The sequence below is a fragment of the uncultured Eudoraea sp. genome (genome assembly GCF_947260015.1).
GTDB lineage: Bacteria > Bacteroidota > Bacteroidia > Flavobacteriales > Flavobacteriaceae > Eudoraea.
In genome coordinates this window covers 1-24420 of record NZ_CAMYOM010000050.1, presented here as the reverse complement: position 1 = coordinate 24420, position 24420 = coordinate 1, and the positions used below count along the sequence as shown (strand labels likewise).

Below are 24420 nucleotides of genomic sequence, written 5' to 3'. Positions count from 1 at the left end.
AGCTTTAACCATTTCTCCAACTGCGCCTGCCGGAGCTTCCCCTTCCGGAGCTTTACCTTCCCCTTCTAAAACAACAAATGGTTCTGCCAATTCTGCAGAAGTCGGTGCTCGAAACTCTGCCTTTAAATAGGTATAAAAGTCAAAAGTTATTATATCTCCAACCGAAATTTCATCAAACCTTTTAATTTCCGGGCCGGCCGTAATGGTAACCATTTCACCATCGGGTCCTTTGAGGGTAACATCGCGGGTTTCCTTAGCAATATCTGTTACCGTTCCCTGCATGGTTGCAAGACTTAATCTTTCTCTTGGCTCTATTGTACTATCCACTTCCTGTCCCAGTAAAGGAGAAGTTAAGAATGTACAAAAGAATAGAGCAATGGCATAAATTTTAAATGTTTTCATAAAGAGTACGTTTATTTCTATTTTTTACCAGACTATTCCTGGAATTTAGTGTTAAGCGGCAAAAGTAATTTTTTTATTTAGTTTGTTAAAGGATGTAGCCTATTAAATGTGGTAAGTTTTTCAAGTTTGTCAACCATAAAATTCAGTGAAAACTTTTTCTAATATCAAAAAGGCCTAAATCATTTATAAATACCTAGGCAATTTCATGCGATTTGTAGGATTCAGCCAAAGCAAGATCACAATAGTTATTTATTTTCTCTACTAAATCTAAAGTATTTTGAGAATTTGGAAGTCCGTTTGGAATTTTTCCAGCAATTGAAGCTGCCATCTTTTTATAAATTTTAACCACTTCTTCAATGGAACCGGAATTTAAAAATAGTTTAGCTGTCAATCCTTTCCTGATTTTTACATTTTCTGTAAAGACCTTCTGATTATTATAAACTTCCGCCAGTGTTGCAATGGCCATTACCTGGGGTATTGCACAAAATCTGAATGCGCGTTTGTTTCTTAATAGTTTCAGGTAATCCAGGCAGTCTGTGGCATGAGAAAGTGCGTCGTTTACCATATGATTGAGGCACGAAAGAGATTCCGGATTTTCGGGGTTTAAGGAAAAACTTTCAAAGGTGGGTCCGTATAAGGTCCAAACCTCTTCCGGCCAAAAGATTCTGTTTTCGTCCAGGTCCTCTTTATAATCCCTGACAATGTTGGTTTTCTGCAAAAAGAGGCCCATTGAATTTGCAAGCACCTCTTTAGTTTCCAATTCCTTGCTTTCTATTTCGGAGGCAGCAAAAAGCTCAGACAATCCAATTCCCACCAAACCGGCAACGTAATGGCAATAAAGGTTGTAATCATCTATAGACCTTATTTTGGATTCTACAAAGTCTGCCATCCCCTCTCCCATTTTTTTACAGATCCCTGTTATTATTCTTTGGTATTTTTCATCAAGCATTAAAAACACTTCGATTACCTTATCATAATTGGCTAGCAGATCGCGGTATTCTTCTTTGTCTCCTACATTGGTAAGATTCCAACCTTGTTCAAAGTTTTTTGTGTAAAACTCCCGAAGCAGGAGAGTTTTATCGTCCTTAGATAGATCCATATCATCTTCAACAGTATCCAGCCCTCTTAATATGAGATAAAAAAGACAAACAACGTCGTTTATCTCTTCCGGTAACTGCCTTATAACTGCAGCAAATGATCTTGAAACCTTATCAAGGGTATCATAGCAAAAGATAAGGTTATTATTGTTTTTTATATGGCCATTGTTATGTTGACCCATGATTTTCTTACCTCCTAATTTCATCTTTATAAGAGCTGCCATCTCTTCTGGCTTTAAAATAGATTGCTTTATGGACATGATAGATTGTTTTGTATGACTTAAGTCTATTTCTATTTAGTTGACAACTGGTTCAATAGCAAAATTTTCTTCCTTTAAATCTGGCCTGGGGTTAATTTTCAAAATCCTAATTTCATTGTGCTTCGCTTTTTTAACCTCCTTATTGACCATAAACATGGGTTGAGTTTTTCCTTTTAGCTTGCCAATTGCCTGAAAATCAGAATAGGTCGTAATACTTTTTTCTGTTCCGTCCTTATTATAGGCTGTAATTTTTAAAATTCGATACGTATTTTTTTCAATTAAGTACATCGTTTTGCCATTCTCAAGGTCCAAAATATCAATAACCTGTAATTTGTGACAGGATTTACCTTCAAACTCCTCAGTCCCTTTTAATTCGAAACGCAGTTGAGAAGGATCTTTGGACGTATAATTAGAAATAGATACCCCTGAGTTAACCAACGCCATATTTTTAGAAGTTGCCTTCATCTTTCGGATTTTACCATTGGCAGGTGTAAAAATTTCAATTAATCCGGTTTCTTCGGGGTAATCGGTAATAACAATTGTAATCCCTTTTAGTTTAGGAGGATGCTGGACTACAGTTTTGGTCCTTTCTATCCCTTCAGATTTGCCTATAAGAACATTGTATTTCTTTTCTTTAAACTTCCCATTACTTGCAATCTCCTTGATCTCCAAGGACAGTTCCAGGTTTTGAGTCAAAAGCTGATCTGCCGCTTTTTCAAAAATATCCCCGGCATTGTTCTGCCCCATTACGGGCAAAGAAAAGGCTGCGAATAAGACTACAAATTTTAGCTTTAACATAGAGAGCAATATTACCAAATTTTTTAAGGAAAATCCGTACTCTTACCAATATTATATCGAAAAGTTGATTAACCTTCTTTCTGCTTCAAGCTATTTTTTAAACATTTACTACGTTTTGTAAATATATTTTTAACTCTGTAAATGTGCAATACTCCGAAAGTAGTATTTAAGTAGTATTTCAGGTATGGAGAAAAAAGGTCTTTAATTCCAATAAATTCTCTTTAGATAATACAAGGACCGTTCCATTATGCGTGTATGGTTTTAAATTATTCAAGAAATCTTGGCTTCGTAATAATTACAATAGCGGGAACCAAAAACAATGAACTAATAAGACAGGTTGTAATGGAGATAACAATCAAAGCCCCAAAATACTTTAAAGGGGTGAAGTTGGACAAAATTAGTGGCATAAAGCCGATAATAACCGACAGTGCATTGATGATAATTCCCCTGCCTGAAGTGTTCAGTGTAATGCGTACGGCATTTTTGTGATCATTGCCTTTGGTGCGCTCTGTTTTAAAGCGCCATAAAAAGTGAATAGTATAATCCACTCCTACGCCAATCATAATGGACGATAGCAGGGCAGTGGCGATGTCTAAAGCAATTCCAAATATTCCCATCAATCCAAATAGAACCAATATTGCTATAGTTATTGGTAATCCCGAAAGCAATCCGGCCTTTGGAGAACGAAAAACAAAACTCAAAATGATAAAAATAACCGCCATGGCAAAAATCAATGATTTTATCTGGCCTTTAACGACTATATCTGCCAATTCAATTTCTGTAAGTCCGGCCCCGGCAGCATATTGAACATTTGGATCATCTTTTGTAAGTGTGTTAAGGTACTTCAGCAATCTTTTATTTGCACTGTTGCTGCCGTCTTTAAGACTTATTAAGATCCTGGCGTTTTCGTAATTGTAATCCAGGAATTGAGAAATATCGTCTTCGTTTCCCCCCAGTGAAAAAATTTCAATTAACTGGTATATCTCATCTGAGGTTTCGGGAATTTCATTATAGCCTTCTTCGGTTGGTTCATAAAATCCTTTACTAAGTTCTTTTACCAGGGAAACCGGTGAACTTACGAGCCCTACGGCAGGGTCTTTTACTAGTTCTTTTTCGTACGATTCCATCCTTTTCAAAACCTCCGGGCTAAGAACATCTCCTGAAAAAAGTAAAGAAATAAACTGAGAGCCTCCAAACTTTTCATTTATCAGTTTTGTGGAACGCCCTACCTCAGAATTGGCCGAAAAATAACTTTCTACATTGGTATCTACTTTTAGGAAAAATACGCCGAGAACACCGATCGCAGTTGCGACAAATGCACTCCCAATAATTTTTTTCGGATGCCCGGTTACCCAATTACCCATCTTTTCGAGCGACCGTTCCAGAACAGGAGTTTTCTTTTTCTCAGCCATGGCGGCACCGCGCTTTGGTTTAAAATATGAGAGCATTGCAGGTAAAAGCCAAAGACTTAACAGCAAGGCAAACCCTATACCAATTGCAGTAAGCACCCCTAATTCTGCAGCAGGCATCATTGTATGGCTAAGAAGGCCCAGTATACCCCCAATGGTAGTGATGCCGGTTATCACTATGGGCTTTTTAAGATCGATATAAATTTTCTTGCAAATTTCTTTCATTGAAAGTTTTTGCTCACTCCTTGCCAAATCCTGGTAATGTGCGATTAAGTGAATCCCATAATCATTGGCTATTGCAATAATCATTATGGGCATAAGAATACTGAATAACGAAATCTTCCATCCTAAAAAGGCCATCAATCCAAATGAGAGAATAATGCTCATAAGAACAATTAGAAAGGGCATAAATACCCCTTTCCATTCGCGAAATGAAAAGTATAACATAAAGACCATGAGAAACATGGCAATGGGAAGCAGCACAACCAAATCATTTATGATATTTCCGGAAATGGAATGCCTTATAAAGGGCAGGCCGCCCAAAAGCGTTTCTTCCTTGCCCGGATTGGCGGCTATTACCTCCTTTATTTCATCAATAATTATATCCGGAGTCTTAGTATTTTTTATCAGTACGAGAGAAACAAGGCTAAAGTCCTCGGAAAAAAATCTGTTGGTCATGCTGTTTAAGGCAATTCTCTTCTTCAGTGCCTCAAAACCGGCCTGATTATCAGGGATTTCCTCAAAGAACGGTGTCATAGACATCATTCCATCCTCGATAGAAATTTCCTGTGCACTAAAAGGAGATATAACTCTATCTAAACCTTCCAGGTTGCTTAAATCTTCGGCAAGAGCTTCCAGTCTGTTTAAAGTTTCCGCATTCACCACATCTTCAGAATTCAGCATTAGCAAAATCATTTCACTTCCGCCGAAAATACTATCCAGTTCTTTTAGGTATACCTTATTTTTAATGGTATCAGGCACATAATCATCTACATTGGCATTTACCTGAAGCCTGGGAATTAAAAGCAATGAAAGCAGGGTAATAACAGTTGCTGCTATCACAATTATGGAACGGTACTTAATAATTTTATCTTGCATTTTTTAAATTAAATCAGGCATTAAAACTAGTTATAAATGTAATTTATTTCTAAAACAAATTCCTGAAATCTACACATTTCTATTCTATAAAATTATTCCTTGTGCTTATATGGATACCTGCGGAATAACTATACCTTGGGTACAATAATTCTTTTTGCCATAGGCTTAGTGCCAACCAGATGCTCCAGACATTATGTATTCTTAAAATATTGGTAGTAATAAGTTTTATTGTAAACAATACATTAGTATATTTGCCCCGCAAAATATTAGCGTATTTTGCAGGGTAGCGTTCACCTTCGCTAAAGCTTCGGTGAACTAGTTGTAAAGACCAAGTAATAAAAATAAAAGGTCGCGTAGCTCAGCTGGATAGAGCATCTGCCTTCTAAGCAGACGGTCACAGGTTCGAATCCTGTCGCGATCACTTAAGAATGAAAAGTCCACATAGGTGGGCTTTTTTTATTTGAGTGAGATTTGAACTCGTTCAGGAATCGAAGTGAGAATAAAAAAGAACAAATCTTTGATTTGTAACTTTTCATTTAGACTACGGAGAAGAAAGGATATTCAATCCTGTCGCGATCACTTAAAGCAGAAAATCCATTACGTTAGTAATGGATTTTTTTATTTTAAGAAATGTCAAAAGCCGCAGGGTTTTGTAAATGTATTGAAATCAAAAAACAACTGCACCAGCAGTTGGCCTTTCTATTTTCACATGAGGTTGCAAGGGAAAACCGAAAGGTAATCCTGTCGCGATCACTCTAAAATTAAATAATTATTCCAAAAGTTCCTGAATACTTGCCGGGGGATTTGTTTCAATGACACGCCACTCATCTTCGGAGATAGAAGAGAGATACTTCATCAGAGGGTCAGAAATGGGGATGGTATTATACCTTTTAGCAATATCAATGATCTGATTGATTTGATTAAGATAGGTTTCGGTGATATTAGCACCGCTTTGTGTGGATGCAGCCTCCGAATCTATATAAGCAACTCCTTTTTTGATCAATGGAATATCCATAGATATACACGCCTGAAGCAATTCTATCTGATAAGGAAATGTGTAAATTTTAATAGATGGGAGGATTCTTTCCAAGGCACTGCTTTCAAAAGCCTTAAACGCCCTATTAGTATCCGTAATTCTCTGTGCCAGCTGAGGCAGGAAATGCTGCCAAATTTGGATAAACAAATTACCCCGCAGGTTTCTGCTTCCTCCAATTAAAGAAACCGAATCTTCTTCGCGCCTCGATCCTGCAACAGCTTTTGTTTTTCCATCTACAATATCCCGAACCAATAAACCCAACTGCATAGGGTGAACGGACAAATCTGCATCATTGTCAACTATTATATGAATTCCTTCAGCAGGTGTTTTCAAGGCTTTTTGCATGCCGAACAATGCTGCACCACCTTTCACACTCCTATTAGTGCCGTTTTTATGTGTAATTCCTGCAGGAAGATCAATATCATTCTCATCAATCGCCTTAGCCAGGAAAAACACTTTATGGGGAGATCCCGGATATTCAGACACTATATTTTCAGCCATGACTCCCGATGCATCCGGGCATCCATCATCCACTACAAATACCCGCCCTTTGAACAAGGGATTGATACGCTCAAAATGTTGAATACAAGCAATCTTGGTACGCAAGGAGTTCTCACCATGCGGATGCTGTTCTCTCTTCTGCATGCGTCCCGTTTCCTTATATACCGGATTAATGAGAGTCAGTGTAACCTGCTCATTAAGATTCAGGATTATATTCTCGGATTCAATATATTTTAGCATAGTACGGAAAGCCAAAGCTTCATTGCCATATGAGCGGGCTTTCATGTCGAGTTCTTCAATGGATTCAGCTTGCCCGGCAACCCATTCTTTTACCTTACCGAAGTAAGCATGAGCCATTTTAGTGTTAGTATCGTATGCTTCTCCTATTACAGGACCCTGTTTTATTATTGATTTCATGATGTGAAATTATTGAAATTTGGGAAACCATTGATCCTAAAATTTCGGAAAATTCAAAAAAATGTAGTGATGTATGCACTAATATCTTCCCAAGTTGGCCATACCAATTTCTATTTTCGGATGGATCACAAGATTAGTAAAACTTATGGTAGTTTGGAGTTCCCTAAAGCTTGAAACCGATTAGCTTTAAGCTTATAGTCCTGCAATACACTATTCCAAGTTGGCAGGTGTAAAGTAAAACTTTTCGAGTATTTTGCACAATAAATAGATCTAACTACCAAATGTTGCTTTTTTCAAATTTTGACCCTACAATCGGATTTATATCAATTTTGGCCATACTAATTATGGTGGTAGGATTATTACTTAAAAAAATTAAACAGCCCTATATAATTGGCTATATCCTTGTTGGCGCGCTATTGGGCAAAGATGGTTTAGGATTTATTGAGGATACTACTACAATTAATCATTTGGGGGAAATAGGAATTATTTTGCTACTATTCTTTATAGGCATGGAGATTAGCCTGCCCGAATTTATAAAACAATGGAAAGTAGCTGCCATAGGTACATTTTTGCAAGTTGGGGTAAGCGTATTGATTATATTGGGTGTAGGATATTTTTTTGATTGGAAAATTGAACGTTCTATTATTTTGGGGTTTGTAATAGCCCTTAGTAGTTCTGCGGTCATTATAAAATTACTCGCAGATAAAAACCTGGTTAAGACGCGGGTCGGAAAAAATGTCTTGAGTATTCTTCTTATGCAAGATATTATGATCGTCCCACTTTTAATCGTTACATCCCTGCTTGGCGGAAAGGGTGAGTCTATAGAAAACATTGTGTTTATGCTAGTGGGAGGGTCTATTATTATTGGCACCCTTATTTACATCTACAAAAGAAAGACGATCAGGCTTCCGTTTTCCAAAACCATTGAAAAAGATCACGAGTTGCAGGTTTTTCTTGCCATATTCTTTTGCTTTGGCGGGGCATTGGTTTCATCAATTTTTGGTTTATCCGCAGCTCTTGGAGCATTTGTCGGCGGGATGGTTATGCATGCTTCAAAGGCAACGCATTGGATATATGATACGCTCAATTCATTTAGGATATTATTTGTTGCCATGTTTTTTATAAGCATAGGTTTGCAATTGGATTTTAGCTTTATCTTTAAGAATGCCTGGGCAATATCAATTGTTCTTGTTTCAGTTTATATTACAAATCATTTAGTAAACTCATTAATACTTCGATTGTTCTCTTCTCCCTGGCAAGAAGCTTTTTTAGGAGGTGCTCTCCTGGCGCAAATCGGTGAATTGAGTTTTCTGCTTGGTTCTTCTGCTTACAGCCTGGGTATTATAGAAGACTATAGTTATAATTTTACTATAAGTTTGATTTCACTTACCCTGATAATCAGTCCATTTTGGATTTCATTAACGGAAAAATTAGTCATATCCCAAAGATTTAAATCAATAGAGTGATTAAAAAAGGAGACCTCCAATTTTTCGAATTAATATACCCAGGATGATTCAAATGCTACCTATTGAAGCAGGTATTAATAGAAAAGATTAAATAAATAAATGAATATCCCGTTGATGCGGAGTTCACACCGATTGGGCTGCATATTAGCAAGATAATTCCGAAAAGGCGATTGAATTAATAGAAGGATTTGATATTATCCTTTTTGTAAATACTTCTTCCTCAAAATTCATTAAAAAGTTAAGCCCTTTATCTGTTTTAACTTTCGTAATCAACCAGTAGTATTGGACACTTCATCTGCATAGGTGTCCGCTACAAAATCTTCGACATATTTAAAATCATGAAACCAATAGTCTGATGAAATGACTTCCATTAATATTTCATTATCACTGCTGTGTTCCAATTTAAATTGCCAAATAATGTCTATGGCTTCCTTGAATTCTTCCCCGTCGACTTGTTCTTCGAACAATCTATAAATCAATGTGTTCTCCGGCATTCCGGCAACCAATAAACGAATCAAAGCTGCTTCAGTAGAACCATTAAAAACCGTAAACGCGTTCTTGTCTTTAGCTGTAATTTTTACCACAAATTTAATGGCTTCCGGGTGAGGAAACTTACCGTTAAATGCCTCATATAGCAATTGATTAACATTAAATAACTCTTCATGCAGAGAGAGGTCTGCATATTCCTCCCACAATTTTTCATTAAGCATTTCATTCGAAAGGTTGTGTATTTGGCCTTTGGACAGTCTATTCCCAAAAGTGTATTCCAACACAATTTTAGCGGCATCTTCGGGTTCGTTATCGGTCAATGACATTAAACTCAATTCTTTAATCTCATTCGCTGCTAATTGGGAGGTATCGCTATAATCCATTAGTTCCAATAAATTCTTGTAATCTTCTTCCGACCAGGAATTTGGTAATTCGCGGATAGTTTTAAAGCTCAGGCGTTCTACTTTTAAGACTGTTTTCATAATTCTCTTTGCATCATTTTAAAACCATTTTCTTTTTTTAAAATAAACCAACATAGCTATTGCCAATACAAGCATTACGCCTAGCATAATAAAGTAGCTGTAAGCATATTGCAGCTCGGGCAGCACTTCAAAATTGGTGCCGTAAATACCTGCAATAAAAGTTAAAGGAATAAAGATGACGGAAAAGATCGTCAAGAATTTCATGATATCATTTAGCTTACTACTGATGGTAGTATGATAAAGGTTTAATTGATCTGTTAAAATTTCCCGATAACTATCAGATGAATCTGTAGCCTGATTAATATTATCTAGTAACTCCTTATAATGAATAAAAGTGCTTTCAAATATTAATTCAGAATCCATTTTTGAAAGGGCCAGAATCATTTCTTTAGCAGGTCTGATATTTCTCCGTAAAAAATTCAATTCTCTTTTAAACATGTTAATCTTTTTAATGACCGATTTGTTGGGCTGATCGCCGCCCAGATTTTCCTCTAGAAGTTCTATTTTCTCACCAAGCACGCTGATAATATAGATATAGTTATCGATAACAATGTCCAGCAATGCGAAAGCCAGATAATCAGTCCAGCCATTTCGAATTCTTTTTTTCTTTTTGCGGATGCGATCCCTTATGGGTTCGAACACATCGCCTCTTTTTTCCTGAAAGGAAATCAAAACCGATTTGGTTAAAATCAAGCTTAGGTTTTCGACTGAAATCAATCCTGTTTTTTTATCCAGTTGTAACATTTTAATGGAAATGAAAATACAATTATCAAATTCATGCACTGTGGGACGTGAATTTGTATTCATTACATTGGCCAAAACCAAATCATCTAATTCAAAAACTTGAGCGATTTCCCTCATCAGAATGGGATTGTGAAGACCGTCAATGTTTAGCCAGGTTACTGTCTTTTTATCCTGGTATTAGTCAATGACCCTAATAGTTACTTCCTCCGATTTCTTTTCGCCCCGGAATAATAGTTCATCCGGAGCCAGCCCAATTTCATGCTTCTTTTTTTTTATAAATCTCGCCATAATCTTCACTTAAATAAAGCAACTGAACTTAAAATATTCTAATACTGTAGTTCAGGAAAATAGCCTTATATGGAATTTATTGAAAGTACTTAATTATTTACTTTTATTAACTTTAACAGCACCAGATTTAACATGCAAATCCATTTGAGGGAACGGTATGGTAATGTGATTTTCAGCAAATTTCTTATTAATTATTCTCCGGATATCACTTTTTACTTTTCCTATTCTAAAACTATTTTTACTAAAAAACAACAGTTGAAAATCCATGGATGAATTGCCAAAATTCACTAGGCGGCCTTCAACCGATTCCATGTTAAAAATATCAGGATGCTCAAAAGCACTTTCTTCTAAGATCCTTATAACCAGATCAACATCACTTCCGTAGGCAACACCAACATCAATTCTGAACCGGGTGTTATTCGACTGGTGACTCCAATTAATTACTTTACTGGTGGTAATCAATGAATTTGGAATTATTATGGAAATATCATCTCTGTTTAGTGCCTTGGAGGTACGCAAGCCAATACTTTGAATTTTCACAACATCACCGTCTATTTCCAGTACATCATCTATTTTAATTGATCTTTCGGAAAGTAGTATGATGCCAGATATCACATCATTAAATGTTTGCTGCAATCCCAATCCAATACCAACCAGTAAAGCGGCAGATCCGGCTAATAACAATGTGACTTTAATACCTATAGTTTCCAAAATAAATCCTATGGCTATTACCCAAACTACATACATTATAATTTGGTACAAGGCATAGATACTCCCTGTATCGAGACTACTAAATTTATACCCGCGAAATACAGCTTTCTTAATTAGCCACAATACTATTTTGGTAATTACTATAATCAACAAAACAGTTATCAATTTTGAGACTTTTAAGGTATAATCCCCTAAAGTGAAAATTTCAAATTCTAAAATATTGTTTAAGATTTCCATTGATTTATTACCTTGAATATTGAACACATCAATCTTTAATATATATGGTTTTTCGATTTATAAACTCCATCATACCATCTTTAGCCAGTTCTCGCCCATATCCGGAATATTTGCTTCCTCCGAAAGGCAACCTTGGATCCGACTTTACCAATTCGTTAATGAAATAAGCCCCATCACTAACCCTGTCCGCATGCCTAACCGCCATTTCTGTATTTGACGTACATACGGTTACTCCAAGTCCATATCTTGATTTCTCTGAAAGATCAAAGGCATGATCTTTATCTTTAGCCTTAATCATCGCGGCAAGAGGCCCAAAGGTTTCTTCGTCAAAGGCAGCCATACCTGGCTTCACATTACCCAAAATAGTAGGCTCATGATAGCAATAACGCTGATCGCCTCCCAGCAACAACTCAGCTCCTTGCTCTAAAGAGTCTTTAACCTGACGATTAAGCTGATCTGCCAGGTCCTTTCGGGCCAAAGGTCCAACTTGGGTAGTTTCATCCATGGGGTCGCCGGATTTTAGGTCGCGAATGGCCTTAGTAAATTTGGAAACGAATTCATCATAGATGCCTTCTACTAAAATGAAACGTTTTGCAGCAATACAGCTTTGTCCGCAATTGAGCATCCGTGCCGTGATTGCTGTTTTTACTGTTTTATCAATATCTGCGTCTTCCCAAACAATGAAGGCATTGTTTCCGCCAAGTTCCAAAACAGATTTCTTGATATGCCTACCAGCGATTTCAGCTACAGCCGAACCTGCCCCTTCACTTCCTGTAAGCGTTATGGCCTTTACCCCTTCGTGCGCAATAATATGTTCCGTTTGATCGTGATGAACTATAAGGTTTTGAAATACATTTGGTGGAAAACCAGCTTTAATAAAAACTTCCTCTATTTGTTTGGCACAGCCAAATACATTAGGGGCGTGTTTTAACAATCCGGTGTTTCCGGCCGTCAATGTTGGTGCCGCAAACCTGAAAACTTGCCAAAATGGAAAATTCCATGGCATTATGGCGAGAACACTTCCAATAGGGTCATGTCTTACAAAACTCTGTTTAGCATCCGTAGGAATCGTTTCATCGGCAAGGAAAACAGCGGCATTCTCCGCATAGTAATCACAAACCCAGGCACATTTATTCACCTCCGATCGAGATTCCGAGATGGGTTTACCCATTTCCAGCGTAATCATTTTGGCGTATTCTTCAACATTATCACGTAATACCTGACCAGCCTTTTTAATGAGACCTCTCCGCTCGGAAAGAGGTACGCTACGCCAGGATTTAAAGGCGATTTGCGCTTTATTGAGTTTTGCCGTTGTTTCCTCTTTTGTGAGTCCTTTATACGAACCTACCTGTTGATCATTGTAGGGATTTATACTCTTGAATTCCATTGTTTTATGAACTTACCTATTCCAAATAAAAAGATTAGCAAGCATTTACATGCTTATGTTGGAAATGTTTGGAAGATTTATTTTGTGAGGCTGCCAGCTAGCACAATTTTCTCTCGTTTATCTTCCACCAGTTGTGATACATACTTTGAACGTATCGCTTTTATCCAGTCTTTGGCTCTTTTATTTAATTTAAAATCGTCAGTCATCATACGGCCTCTGGAAACCAATATGCCTATATCGGCACCTTCGTACAAATAGTCACCCTTTTTGGATATATGTAAAAAGAAGGCTTCGTTTTCGGTTTCTACAGCCCTTCTGTGGGTATCCATACGGTCGAATTGAATATGACCATTGTCAAACATTTTATAAATCCCGGATTTTGGCGCTTCTGATACATACTCTATAGTGTCCTCGGTATGTTTGATAATTAATTGGCTCCATCCATCAATATTTTCCTGTTTGGCCCATCGATCGTTAATAGCTTTTACACTTAACTTGTAATCAACATCCATCCATTCCAGAATATGAAATATGAAAAGGGGGGCATCAGCCAAGGCAAAAACGGCATGATTTGTAATGGAACTTGCACCTGTAACCCTGGGGTTCAATTCGCCGAGATAAATTTCTCCATTGTCCTGATCAATTAGAAAATCCAGTTCAAAGTATCCTTTGTATCCTTCTTCACGCAATTGATTGCCAAAAAGCTGGGTATATTTTGTCGCTTTTTTTCTAAGTTCAGGTGTAAAAGCATTAGGATAAATCTCGTTGCCGCACCAGCCACCCTTATATGGAGTAAGTTCTTTAAAACCAACCAACTCGGTCATCAAGGGCGCAACAATGGTACCGTGTCTTGTAACGCAAGCTTCAATAGCTGATCCCTTACAATTAATGCGTTTCATTATTTTTACTTCCTTTTCTTTTACAATTTCCTCTTCGTACTTTTTGAATTCCTCTTCATTAGAAATAAAGAAAGTTGTATGACCAGAATCCCCGAAAGGTGTTTGAATAACAAGATCAGTTCCAAGTGCTTTGGAAACCTTACCCATTTGTGCATAGTCGGTAACGCGGGAAAGTACGTAAGGAACACAGGGTACACCCGCTTTTTCGGCAATACGGTTTGTATTTACTTTATTATCCATGAAGGTCCGCATCTTTGCGGTAGGAAACATAACCTGCAATCCTAATTTTTTTGCTAGTTTCTCGGTCTTTTCATCAAACATTAGAAACATAGCTTTACCAGTATTCTTGCCTTTCTTTCTTGTCTTTAAATAGTCCTGAACCTCTGGATGCTGAAGCAAATAGTTATTAATATCTTCAATACATGTAAACTCATCATGGGGAATTTCTTCCTTCGGTGAAAAAACGTTTGGATGCAGACCGTCAAAACATTCGATATGACAGATAAATTTGAAGCCTTTGATCCATTCATCGGCCCCCAACATATTAAAATTAGTGGCACTAATAAAATATAGAGGCACCTCGTTTTTATAAAAGAAACGTCTGATGTCGGGCACACCATTGAGTATTTCAGCTGAGGTTTTTTTCTTTACTGGTGTCACTTTTTTCTTTGCAAGAGTTGCTTTTTTCGCGTTCATTTTTTGAATATTTTTTAAGATTATTTATTTTTTCTTACTCCCATTGCCATAGCTCCTATGGATGTAGTGGTTTTATGCCTATCTAAAACGCTTTCTTTGAAGACCCTTAAGCCAAGATCGGAACGGTAACCATGAATTTCGCTAACATCCAGAACAGTAAGGAAATTGATTATTTCCGCGCTAACTACCTGGCCGGGAACAAGCACGGGAAATCCTGGGGGATATGGAATTACAAAAGTTGAAGCAACAAGCGTTTTGCCTTTTTCCATGGCGATCAAACACTCATTTAAAGGCACATATTCGTAATTTTCTTCATTGTAAGCCAGAAAGTAAGCAGCACGCAGGTTACCTCCGGGCACGCCGGGTACTGCCTGAAATGAGTGGTGGAAATAACTGAAATCCGGCAATGGAGGCACTTCCTTAGTTAATGAATGTATTCTTTTTTGACGAATTTCACTTTCTTTATCATTCAATGCTTTGAACTCCTCATCCAATTCATCTGCAATTTTTAGTAAGGCATTTGTTAAATAGGTTACACTACCACGGGTGGTACCTATATTGGTCATAAAGAGCACGGTGTTTCTTGATGTCTTGTTTATCTGGATATTAAATTTATCCATCAGGTACTTATTCTTGAAGGTATCACCATCAACTCCGGTTTTGCCAATAAACAAAGTTATCTTCGTAGGATCCAATACAAATTCATCTTCTTCCCATGCTTCATCCATTCGGTTCCAACCTTCGTTCCTTGTGTAATACTCTTTAAGCCCTGTTTCGCGGTATTTATTCGGGATAAAATCATGTACCGTTAGAATGTCAAAGTATTTGCTCAATTGTGGGTTGTCATTTACTTTGGCCCTTAAGACCATCGCCATTTCAATACTTTTTTCAACCAACTCAAACCCTTCGAGCTGTACCTGGCGTCGACCGACATCTAAAGATGCCAACATCTGGTAATTGGGGGAAGTGGAAGTGTGCGTCATATAAGCTTCCAAAAAGGTATTTTCGCTTTTGCGACGAAAATCCTCGTCCCAGATGTGTATCATGGAGCCTTGTCGAAAGCTACTCAATGTTTTATGGGTACTCTGGGTAGCGTATACCCGTATGCGTACCTTATCTGGATTGGGCAATAAAGAAACATCACCATTATTTAAGCCTTTGACATGAGCCGAATAACGCCTTCTATAAGTACTGCTGTTATATTTTTCGTACAGCTTTTTCGCCGTGAACATTCCAGTACGTTGCTTATAATTATTTGCAAATCCTGCAAAGGCAAACCAGGCCTCATCCCACAAAAATATCATGTCGGGTTTTATGGCCAGAACTTCTTCCATCACACGCTCTACATTATAAACGAGGCCGTCAAAGGTGCAATTGGTGAGTAATAACATCTTGACTTTATCCAGCCTTCCAGCATCTTTCAATTGTAACAATTTGCTTTTAATTTGTTCCAGCGGAACTGCCCCATACATGGAATATTTGTCAATCGGATAGGAATCCAGATAAACCGGATAAGCTCCTGCCAAAACCAATCCATAATGGTGTGATTTATGGCAATCCCTATCGATAAGAACAACATCCCCAGGTTTCACAAGGGCTTGCATCACAATCTTATTTGCAGTAGAAGTCCCGTTGGTCACAAAGTATGTATATTGTGAGCCATAAGCGTCCCGGGCCAATTCCTGTGCTTTTTTGATGGGCCCTGTGGGCTGTAAGAGTGAATCTAATCCCCCAGTAGTCGCAGATGTTTCTGCCAAAAACATATTTCTGCCATAGAAATCTCCAAAATCATTGATCCATCTCGATTTAAAAACCGAATTACCACGAGATATGGGCATGGCATGGAAGACACCGGTAGGCTTACGGCTATAGTCTACTAAGGCTGAGAAGAAAGGCGTGTTATATCGCTCGGAAATTCCGCGCATAATGGTAAGGTGCAGTTCCTGTATATCTTCTGTTTGATAAAATATACGCCTGAAACTTTTTATGGTGCTATCCTTTAGGTGTCCTAAAGAAGTATCTGTAACATAATAGGCATCTAATTCAGGCCTGAATTGTTTAATTAATATGCCAATTATAGGTCCTAAGTCCGTCTCTGACTGAGAAGAGAAATCCAGTTTAGTCACCTGTTGGATATAAGGTTTTATTAGTGGCGCAATTCCTTTTGAATGGTAAGGCGGCGCGTACCGGACAACAACTGCCTGTATATTGTAATTAAAAAGCAACGCAATCATTGCATCCTGAAATGATCGCTGTACAATTACACCATATGTAAATTTGTCATCAGACGTGCGCAGGGTTCTTAAGCTATGCTGCAGATTGGTCTCTTCCTGTTCGGAAATATCGTCTATGAACATTACCTCGAAATGGTTCTTTCGAACGCTATTGTATTGCTCATGTTCCTCAACGGATTCTATACTCTGCTCATCGTAATCCAGAAAGTCGGGATTGCTTTTGAAGCTGTCACCAACCAATTGTTTTGTTGTTTCCGCTACTAAATTTGATAAAGAAGTATGTTCATGCCTTGTAAGGGTATTTTCAAGTTTTCGTATACGCCCTTTACCAGGAGAGGCAAAAAAGCATTCAACCCCTTTTAGATCTTTTATTAACTCTTTAGCTGCTTTTTTGTGCCTTTTTTCATTTGCCGATCCTTTGTGGCATCGCGCCAATTCGGCTGTTTCAATTTTTAGTTTGTTCCAATAATCTACCCTTAATTGACCGATATTATAATAAGGTGCACTTTTTGTTTTAATTTTAATCACAGCTTAATTTTTAGAATGTAGTGCAAGCTTATTTCCCTGGGAATCAATAAAAATGGCAAAGTAGCCAGCTTCTTTACTGATAAGAGTTTTAGGCATCACGATTCGCCCTCCTGCCTCCTCCACTTTATCCAGAACGTTACTCAGGTCTTTACCCCCATTTAAATAGATCAAAGGCCCTGTATCACTAGGCACAGAACCTGGCCCCGCGATTACCGCACCACCAATCCCGGTGGTTACAGGAAAAAAGGCCATGGCATTCACATCCGTTATGTTTTGCTCCATCTCAATTCCGTAAATGTGATTATAAAAATTGACCGCTTGCTGAAAGTCAATTGCTGGTATTTCAAACCAACTCACATAATCTCTAATCACTGTCTTATTCTTCTTTTTACTTCTTAAAGGTGCGCCGCCCATTTTTTTTGATTTAGTTTGAATTATCTCCTTTGTAATGTACAGATGACCTGGGATGCTCAAGATTGTCTTCCTTGATAATTAGTTCTGTTAATTTGTCCAGTCGGTTAGGTTTTATAAGTGGTCCAAGAGAATCAAGATACGGATGCGGGGCATCTGGCTGGTAGATTTTGAATTGTCCTAAATGATCTCTGAAACTTTTCAATGGCTGACCCAAACGCAATATTCCCAATTCACGGCTTCTTTTCACCCTTGCTATATTTAATTCAAGCGGAATTATTTCCTCAGTGCCTTCTGACTGGTGTATTACGAGTCCGTCTGGCCCACAAACTATTGATCTTCCGGTGCCGCCTGTATCTAATCCATTAACATCAAAAAAGTAGCATTGATTCACAGAAGCCATGGCCCTCACAATGGAAAGCTCAATATCCCGATCAATAGTGCCCGACATAGTAGGGTGAAGTATAACTTCTGCACCTAATGAGGGGGTCACACCTACTTCGTAAGGATAAAAAGGAAACATTTTACGATAACGCGTCACTATTTCTCCTTTAGGATTTATAACAGTAGCGGTATTGTAAATTTTTCCATTACTCTTTTCGAATATCGAACCGGGAAGCAGCCAAATACCATATTTTTTGGCCATGGCCTGCATTTCCGTTTCAAACGAACAAGGTATTTCCTGAGCTGTGTGGGTGAGTGGGCCGTAGGCACATAATTCACTGAATAGTACCATTTCGATCCATGGGTAAAGGTTCATGGTAATATCAATTTTCAACTTCATCATTTCCACATTGGAAGCGACTGCCGATACTTTCATTTGTACTCCTGCAATTGCAAATGGTCTCATATTTATTTACGTGTTGCTTTTTTAATTTCGTTTTCCAAAATAGTTAATCCTTTATGTAATTGATCGTCAGTAATGACAAGGGGCGACAATATGCGGAGAACATTTTTATAGGTACCTGCACTTAGCATAATTAACCCATTTTCAGCGCAACCTTTAACAATTTCACCACAAACTTCTGAATTGGGTTGTCTTGGGTCCCCGTTTTTCACAAACTCAATCCCAATCATGGCACCGATACCTCTTACATCACCTATTTCAGGACAATCATTCATTAGTTTTTTCATTCGATTCGCAATGATCTCTCCAATTTTATTGGCCTGTTCATTCAAATTGATGGCTTTCATATATTTAATGGTCGCAGAAGCTGCGACACAGCAAATGGGACTGCCAATATAAGTACCTCCTATAGAGCCTGAAGCTGCGGCATCCATTATTTCGGCTTTTCCAACAACAGCTGCAATGGGAAGCCCGGACCCCATTGATTTAGCATACGTACTTATGTCTGGCTGCACCCCATAATGCTGCCAACTGGCCCAATGGCCCGTGCGACAGAATCCGCTTTGAACCTCGTCCATGATCAACATAATGCCATGTTCGTCACAAAAAGCTCTTAGTCCTTCCAGGTATTTTTGTGGTACCGGATTAAACCCGCCTTCACCTTGTATGGGTTCAATAATTACCGCCGCAAGGTTATCTACATCCACAAGGTTAAGTGCGCTTTCATGTAGCCGTTTGAGTTCATCATCTACAAATTTATCCAGGTCCCTCTTTCCGTGATAACGATAAAAATTTGGGAACGGAAGTCTGTATACTTCAGGCGCAAAAGGACCACAATCATATTTATAACTTACTTTGCTTGTTAGTGTCATTGCCATCATTGTACGGCCATGATAAGCTCCGGTGTAGCAAAGGATTGCAGGTTTTTTAGTAGCCTGGCGGGCGATTTTGATGGCATTCTCTACAGCTTCTGCTCCAGTACTCACTAACATGGCTTTGGTTTTTTCCCCATGAGGTAGAATTTCCACCAATTCTTCGCATAATTGTATATATGGCTCGTAGGTAACCACATTAAAACTAGTGTGCAAATACTTCCCTGCTTGCTCGCGGATGGCTTCAACCACAGGTTCCGGGCAATGACCCGCATTTACGACGCCTATACCACCTGCAAAATCAATGAGCTCGCGCCCATCAACATCAATAATGATAGCTCCTTTTGCGTCTTTAACGGTAGCCGTGTTGAATACCCCTACACCATTGGCTACCACATTTTTTCTCCTGCTGAGAAGCTCTTCTGATTTAGTCAATTCTTTTATCATTGTAATTATTTTCGTTTTTTATAAGATAGGCTTAAAAAATATGTTTTAATAACTATTTTTCTTTTTAAATTTAGTAATCATATTTATGAACATCGGTACTCCCTCCACTTTTTTAATTATAGGTTATACAAATACTTTTAGGCAACAGTTCCAGGTTTACAATATTAACTTACCCAATAGTTTTCCTGCAATGTCATATATCAGTTTTAAGGTGTAAATACCATTGCCCCACTGCATTTCGAAAATTACATGCTGAGGGGTCTGTACTTGGTAAATTTGCTGAAGCCCCTCCCTGCTGAATTTTCCTTTTAAGCTTTGTTGTACTTTTTTAGGAATAAATTCTAACGGTACCAGAGTTATGGTTTCCAGCCAATTGCCTTCACTATCATATAAGCTAGTGAATTCCTTTCCTTCTGAGTTAAAATTTACATGCCATTTAAACACCTCTATCTGTTTCCAATGGACAAAAGCAGCTTTGGGATATTTTGATTTAAATGCTATGCATACGGCGGTACCTGGTAGTTCCCGCTTGTTTTTGACAACCCTGTTTTGCAATGAGGTCAGCAGATATTTAAATTTACTATTCAAGTTAGCAGCGTCATTAAGTTAGCACGTATTTTCAATTCTTTTCCTTTTTCCAAATCACCAACAGCAGCGTCTAATAGAATTTCTATGGAGTGATATTTAATTGCATCTAAGAATATTTTAAATATGGCATACATTCTAACAGATACAAATGCTAATTTCAGTTGAAAATATAAAGTTATCCCTTTAAATATGCTTATACAGCTACCTAGGTAGCACTTAGGTTAAATTTACGATACGTGGAAATTGATAAGATAGATAGACATGCGATTGCGGTCTTTCAAAAAAATAATCAAGGAATATATTTTTCTTCGGCAATTGAAAGCAAAAGTTCCAAATTCTTAACGTTGATTTGTTTACGACTTACAGAAATAGCTCCACAACGTTTTAATTCTTGGATATGCCGGCTTACAACTGCTCGAGTAGTACCAATAAGTCCTGCAATCTCTTCGTTGGGAAGATTGTTGATCAATTCCAGTTTACGTGTTTCTCCATTTATGTTTTTAAGAAGTAACCCCGAAAGTCTTACAAGTGTACTATGAAGCGAAACATCAGTGGCAACGTCCATAAGTTGCCGCATTCGATCTCCCAAATAATATAAAATAGCCTTATGCATTACCGGATATTCATTTATCCAGCCGCGCATTTGTTCCATGGATATTTTTAAAACTTCCATTGTGTCTAGAGCTTCCCAATATACATCATGGGGTTTAGTATCAAGTAAGGACAATACATCAAAAACATCTCCCTCAGAAAGAACGAAAACGGTATGCTCTCTTCCTGAACCAGGATTGGATTTAAATACCTTAAGCCTGCCGGAAACAATAAAGTGAAAGGTGGACGAAACCTCCAGACTGCTTTTAAAACTTTTTGCACTCCAATGCTCTGAAATCATTGATTTTAATAGCCTTTGCACCGAATCAGTATCAGCCTCCTTGAAAAAAGGAGAATTCATCAGGGCTTGCAGATATCTAAAAAAGTGTGTGCTTTCGGGATTCATTACAGTTTTACAAAACTAAGCAGAAAATTACAGAAATTTTTATTGGCCGGTGATATACTTATTGCATCTTTATATCCAGGATATCCTCCTAAAAGAATTAGGCTACACAACGTTTATCATTTTGCCATTAATAATTCGTGAAGCTCTGATAAATCAGAAGGCAAGTTCTCTCTGATTTTTTATTGGTCGTCGTTTTACAGGCGCTAGAAGTCTAACTAGCTTGGGACTTTTCCCTTCTAAAATCAATACCAGTTTCTAAATATCCTAAGGTTACAGAATGGAGACATTGAGCAGGTCAAAGGCCCGGACCAACCGCCAACCCAAATCAGTCTCGATCATGTAGAAATCTATAAGGTGTATGTCATTATTTTCTGCGAGAAAACAAAATAATGTCAGCCACAAGAAGAAATGTTTATTCAATTTTGATTAATTAGAGACGACTACTTTAAACCGGGAAGTAGATTCTCCATCCCTGATTTTAATAAAATAAACCCCGTTGCTCAAGGAAGATAGATCCAGAGGTTTTTTACCCTCAAATTGTTTCACCAATTGTCCCGAAATAGAATGAACTGCAATAATACTTTTATCTGAAGTCCCGGGCAGATTCAGTAAGCTGGATGTAGGATTGGGATATGCTATTATTTTATCCGCAAAAGATATTATTTCCAAAAATTCGCCTTCACATGGCAGACTGGATTTTAAACTAACGAGATCGCCATTATTCAAGGGGTAACTAAACTGATTACTATCAAAAGTCCCTTTTAGCTCATTATTTACGGTAAGTACAAAGGGCGGGGTACCTTTATCAATTTCGAAATAGGTTTTAGAGGATAATCCCTGAAATTCTGTCTTTGCGGTAACATCCAAGGGCTGTATTTCCGGGATATTTAAGTCATAGCACTGTTCAAATGCCGGCTCATTTTCTACCCTTAAACACATGGTATACATCCCGGGTGCAAGATTTTCAATTTCAATCTCCCGGTTAAAAGAATATTCCTGGCCATTAATAATGGCAACATAATCATAATACTCCTGGGCATCAATAGAAATGGCCCCGTCATTCAGATCCAGGCAAGTTTCGCCTATTGTTTTGACTAGAAAATTATCTGGTTTTAAGTTAACCAGGCCCTCAAAATATTCTTGAGCTAAACCAAATGCTTCCTTACCAATTTTATCGCCAATTATGCGTCCCGGAATATCATCTATAGGTGGATGAATACCACCCCAAATGCGCGATAAACTGGTCTGGTCTGAAGCATCCCTGTACGTAGCCCATTGCAAGGTTAGGTTCTCACTGGGTCCGCTTTCAAAAACTAAAAAACTATTCTGTTCAATATCAAATATTCCCATTCCTCCCGGAAAATAGGGATCACCTGTAAGCAGGGTAAGTATTTCTGCGGCCGCACGCGAAAAAGTAGAATGACCGGAAAGATAACCTGCGAAAGGTGGTGTTACAAATGTAGGGCGCTGATAAGGCCACCATTGCGTTCCAAGGATCCAGTCAACTCCAGCGATATCTGTGGATGCATTATTAATAAAATCGGGCCCTTTCCAGGCAAATATTTTAATTTTTCCCACGTTCTCGTCTCCAATTCCCGACAGGGGATCGCCACTTTCAATCAATTCAATTCTCCCCGGAATAAGGGGTAAACCCTGTGGATGATAACCCGGCAGTGAGGCATTGGTACTTTGACCGTTGGAGGCCATATAGCGAATCGCTGAAATTGGCCGGATATAATCGTAATAACCTTTTATTCCCCATGCGTTTACAGCAGCATCATGCATTGCGCCACCAAGAGCTAAATAAGACTTTACATCCCACTCTAAATCGGTTACCACGGAACCTTCACCACCAAACTGTTTTACTGTTTCCGGATGATCACTTACATAATTCAATATGGTGAACCAATGACCGGGAGGGGTTTCTGAATCCGGGCCATCTGCCCAAAATTCGGCAAGTACACGGGCATAATCGGCTCTTTTAACCAGTTGTGGTTCATAAGGTGCCTGTGTAGCGGGATTTAAATTATTCCCCGTGCCAATATCACCTCCTTCCATGAAATTATAAAAGGACTGATATTCCTCAAATGTTTCAGGGTACAGGGCAATATCTAGATTGCCCAGAGCACCCGGAGAAATATCTATTAAGGTGGGATCGTTGGGATCTAAGTGAGAAGACCAGGACGCTACCAATGCAAAATGCCATTTATAAGGATCAGTAAAACCATTTTCATTGGAATTGCTGATTCCGGGAGGAGCACCCGGATTATTATAAATATAACTATCAAAGCCATTGTTTAAAATCTCCAAATCTGAAGATTTGAGTGCAAAGGGAGTTACTTCTCCCCATTCCGGGCTTAAAAAATCAATTACCGAACCGTCAATAGGATTACCACTTTGGTCTATGAAAGAATCAAGACTTAATGGCTGCCAGCGATTAGGGTCAACAATATTTGGATTACCTGATTGTGTAGGGACCAATGCAGGATTGACTGGTTCGTAATACGCATTGTCATAGTCAAATTGCTCTCTTGAACCGTCCTGTAATCCATAATTAATTATGGTTTCGGCTATATAATTTCCGAGGGCTGCCGGATTTCCAAACTGGTAAAGAGTGGAAGTCGTGAATTCAGTTTCATAATCGAGCTGTGCCATTATAAGGTCGAGCCTTGCCTTTATCTGATCTGCTTCCGGCGAATTCTGAAAACGATGTGACAGCAACCTGTACATAGCATAACTGATAGCCTTCTTGCGTGAGGCTTCAACCTCTTCAATAGAATCAAAATCCAATAACTCACTATTGAATCCGTTCACCGTATTGCCTATCAGGTAAGGCCTGGCCTGTTCATCATAAATGGCCCAGGCATCATACATAGCGACGCTTGCATGGAACAAATTCCTCGCATGAACTGTTGGCCTGGCAAGATCTCCCCTGATGGCTTCAAGCAGGGCTTCATTCCAGATCCGTGCAATAGACTTATCGCTATCTACTTCGTTCACGCTCAGATTAACTTCCAGATCTACATCAAGGGCAAAACATTCTGTGTTGTTCTCTCTTACCGTAAGACGGCCAAATTCT

17 protein-coding genes, 1 tRNA gene and 1 pseudogene are annotated in these 24420 nt (G+C 38.3%); 2 read left to right on the top strand and 17 right to left on the bottom strand.

Features of this window, described 5'->3' with window-relative positions; genetic code table 11:
• The 4 genes from Q0X66_RS14530 to Q0X66_RS14515 all read right to left on the bottom strand — a co-directional run.
• Positions 1-402 (bottom strand): hypothetical protein (locus Q0X66_RS14530; protein ID WP_297696315.1); only part of this gene is annotated, 402 nt, incomplete at its 3' end.
• Positions 403-595: 193 nt separating this feature from the next.
• Positions 596-1759, bottom strand: coding sequence for a squalene synthase (locus tag Q0X66_RS14525; RefSeq protein WP_297707614.1), 1164 nt, complete (start codon positions 1757-1759; stop codon positions 596-598).
• 36 nt (positions 1760-1795) lie between these two features.
• Positions 1796-2557: an outer membrane lipoprotein-sorting protein gene (locus tag Q0X66_RS14520; RefSeq protein ID WP_297696312.1), complete on the bottom strand. Its 762-nt coding sequence runs from the start codon at positions 2555-2557 to the stop codon at positions 1796-1798.
• Positions 2558-2823: 266 nt separating this feature from the next.
• Positions 2824-5064, bottom strand: coding sequence for an MMPL family transporter (locus tag Q0X66_RS14515; RefSeq protein ID WP_297707612.1), 2241 nt, complete (start codon positions 5062-5064; stop codon positions 2824-2826).
• A gap of 347 nt (positions 5065-5411) precedes the next feature.
• On the opposite strand from Q0X66_RS14515, the gene Q0X66_RS14510 reads away from it, so the two are divergent.
• Positions 5412-5485, top strand: a tRNA-Arg gene (locus Q0X66_RS14510).
• 348 nt (positions 5486-5833) lie between these two features.
• Here the strand turns inward: Q0X66_RS14510 and Q0X66_RS14505 are convergent.
• The gene (locus tag Q0X66_RS14505; protein WP_297707610.1) at positions 5834-7018 is read right to left on the bottom strand and encodes a hypothetical protein; all 1185 of its coding nucleotides are present in this window, start codon (positions 7016-7018) and stop codon (positions 5834-5836) included.
• A 281-nt stretch (positions 7019-7299) separates the two neighbouring features.
• Here Q0X66_RS14505 and Q0X66_RS14500 point away from each other — a divergent pair, with 281 nt between their 5' ends.
• Entirely contained in the window at positions 7300-8484 is a 1185-nt protein-coding gene (locus tag Q0X66_RS14500; RefSeq protein ID WP_297696306.1) for a cation:proton antiporter, read from the top strand.
• A gap of 269 nt (positions 8485-8753) precedes the next feature.
• On the opposite strand, the gene Q0X66_RS14495 is transcribed toward Q0X66_RS14500, so the two are convergent.
• The 12 genes and pseudogenes from Q0X66_RS14495 to Q0X66_RS14440 form a co-directional block, all read right to left on the bottom strand.
• The gene (locus Q0X66_RS14495) at positions 8754-9455 is read right to left on the bottom strand and encodes a hypothetical protein (RefSeq protein WP_297696304.1); all 702 of its coding nucleotides are present in this window, start codon (positions 9453-9455) and stop codon (positions 8754-8756) included.
• An 18-nt stretch (positions 9456-9473) separates the two neighbouring features.
• Positions 9474-10361, bottom strand: a pseudogene (gene corA, locus Q0X66_RS14490) (magnesium/cobalt transporter CorA); the annotation flags it as partial.
• Between the two features lie 219 nt (positions 10362-10580).
• On the bottom strand, positions 10581-11435 hold the full coding sequence (locus Q0X66_RS14485; RefSeq protein ID WP_297696300.1) for a mechanosensitive ion channel domain-containing protein: 855 nt from the start codon (positions 11433-11435) through the stop codon (positions 10581-10583).
• Between the two features lie 28 nt (positions 11436-11463).
• Entirely contained in the window at positions 11464-12822 is a 1359-nt protein-coding gene (locus Q0X66_RS14480; protein WP_297707608.1) for an NAD-dependent succinate-semialdehyde dehydrogenase, read from the bottom strand.
• A gap of 77 nt (positions 12823-12899) precedes the next feature.
• Positions 12900-14417 (bottom strand): biotin carboxylase, encoded by a 1518-nt coding sequence (locus Q0X66_RS14475; protein ID WP_297707606.1) that lies wholly within the window; start codon positions 14415-14417, stop codon positions 12900-12902.
• Positions 14418-14437: 20 nt separating this feature from the next.
• Entirely contained in the window at positions 14438-17179 is a 2742-nt protein-coding gene (locus Q0X66_RS14470) for an aminotransferase class I/II-fold pyridoxal phosphate-dependent enzyme (RefSeq protein WP_297707604.1), read from the bottom strand.
• 3 nt (positions 17180-17182) lie between these two features.
• Positions 17183-17593: a VOC family protein gene (locus Q0X66_RS14465; protein WP_297707602.1), complete on the bottom strand. Its 411-nt coding sequence runs from the start codon at positions 17591-17593 to the stop codon at positions 17183-17185.
• Positions 17594-17603: 10 nt separating this feature from the next.
• On the bottom strand, positions 17604-18440 hold the full coding sequence (locus tag Q0X66_RS14460) for a carbon-nitrogen hydrolase family protein (RefSeq protein ID WP_297707600.1): 837 nt from the start codon (positions 18438-18440) through the stop codon (positions 17604-17606).
• A gap of 2 nt (positions 18441-18442) precedes the next feature.
• A complete protein-coding gene (locus Q0X66_RS14455; protein ID WP_297696288.1) occupies positions 18443-19756 on the bottom strand; it encodes an aspartate aminotransferase family protein in 1314 nt (437 codons plus the stop codon).
• A 156-nt stretch (positions 19757-19912) separates the two neighbouring features.
• Entirely contained in the window at positions 19913-20344 is a 432-nt protein-coding gene (locus tag Q0X66_RS14450; RefSeq protein WP_297696286.1) for a PepSY-like domain-containing protein, read from the bottom strand.
• 289 nt (positions 20345-20633) lie between these two features.
• Positions 20634-21341: a Crp/Fnr family transcriptional regulator gene (locus Q0X66_RS14445; protein WP_297696283.1), complete on the bottom strand. Its 708-nt coding sequence runs from the start codon at positions 21339-21341 to the stop codon at positions 20634-20636.
• Positions 21342-21767: 426 nt separating this feature from the next.
• Positions 21768-24420: T9SS type A sorting domain-containing protein (locus Q0X66_RS14440; RefSeq protein WP_297707598.1), on the bottom strand; the 2653-nt coding region annotated here is incomplete at its 5' end.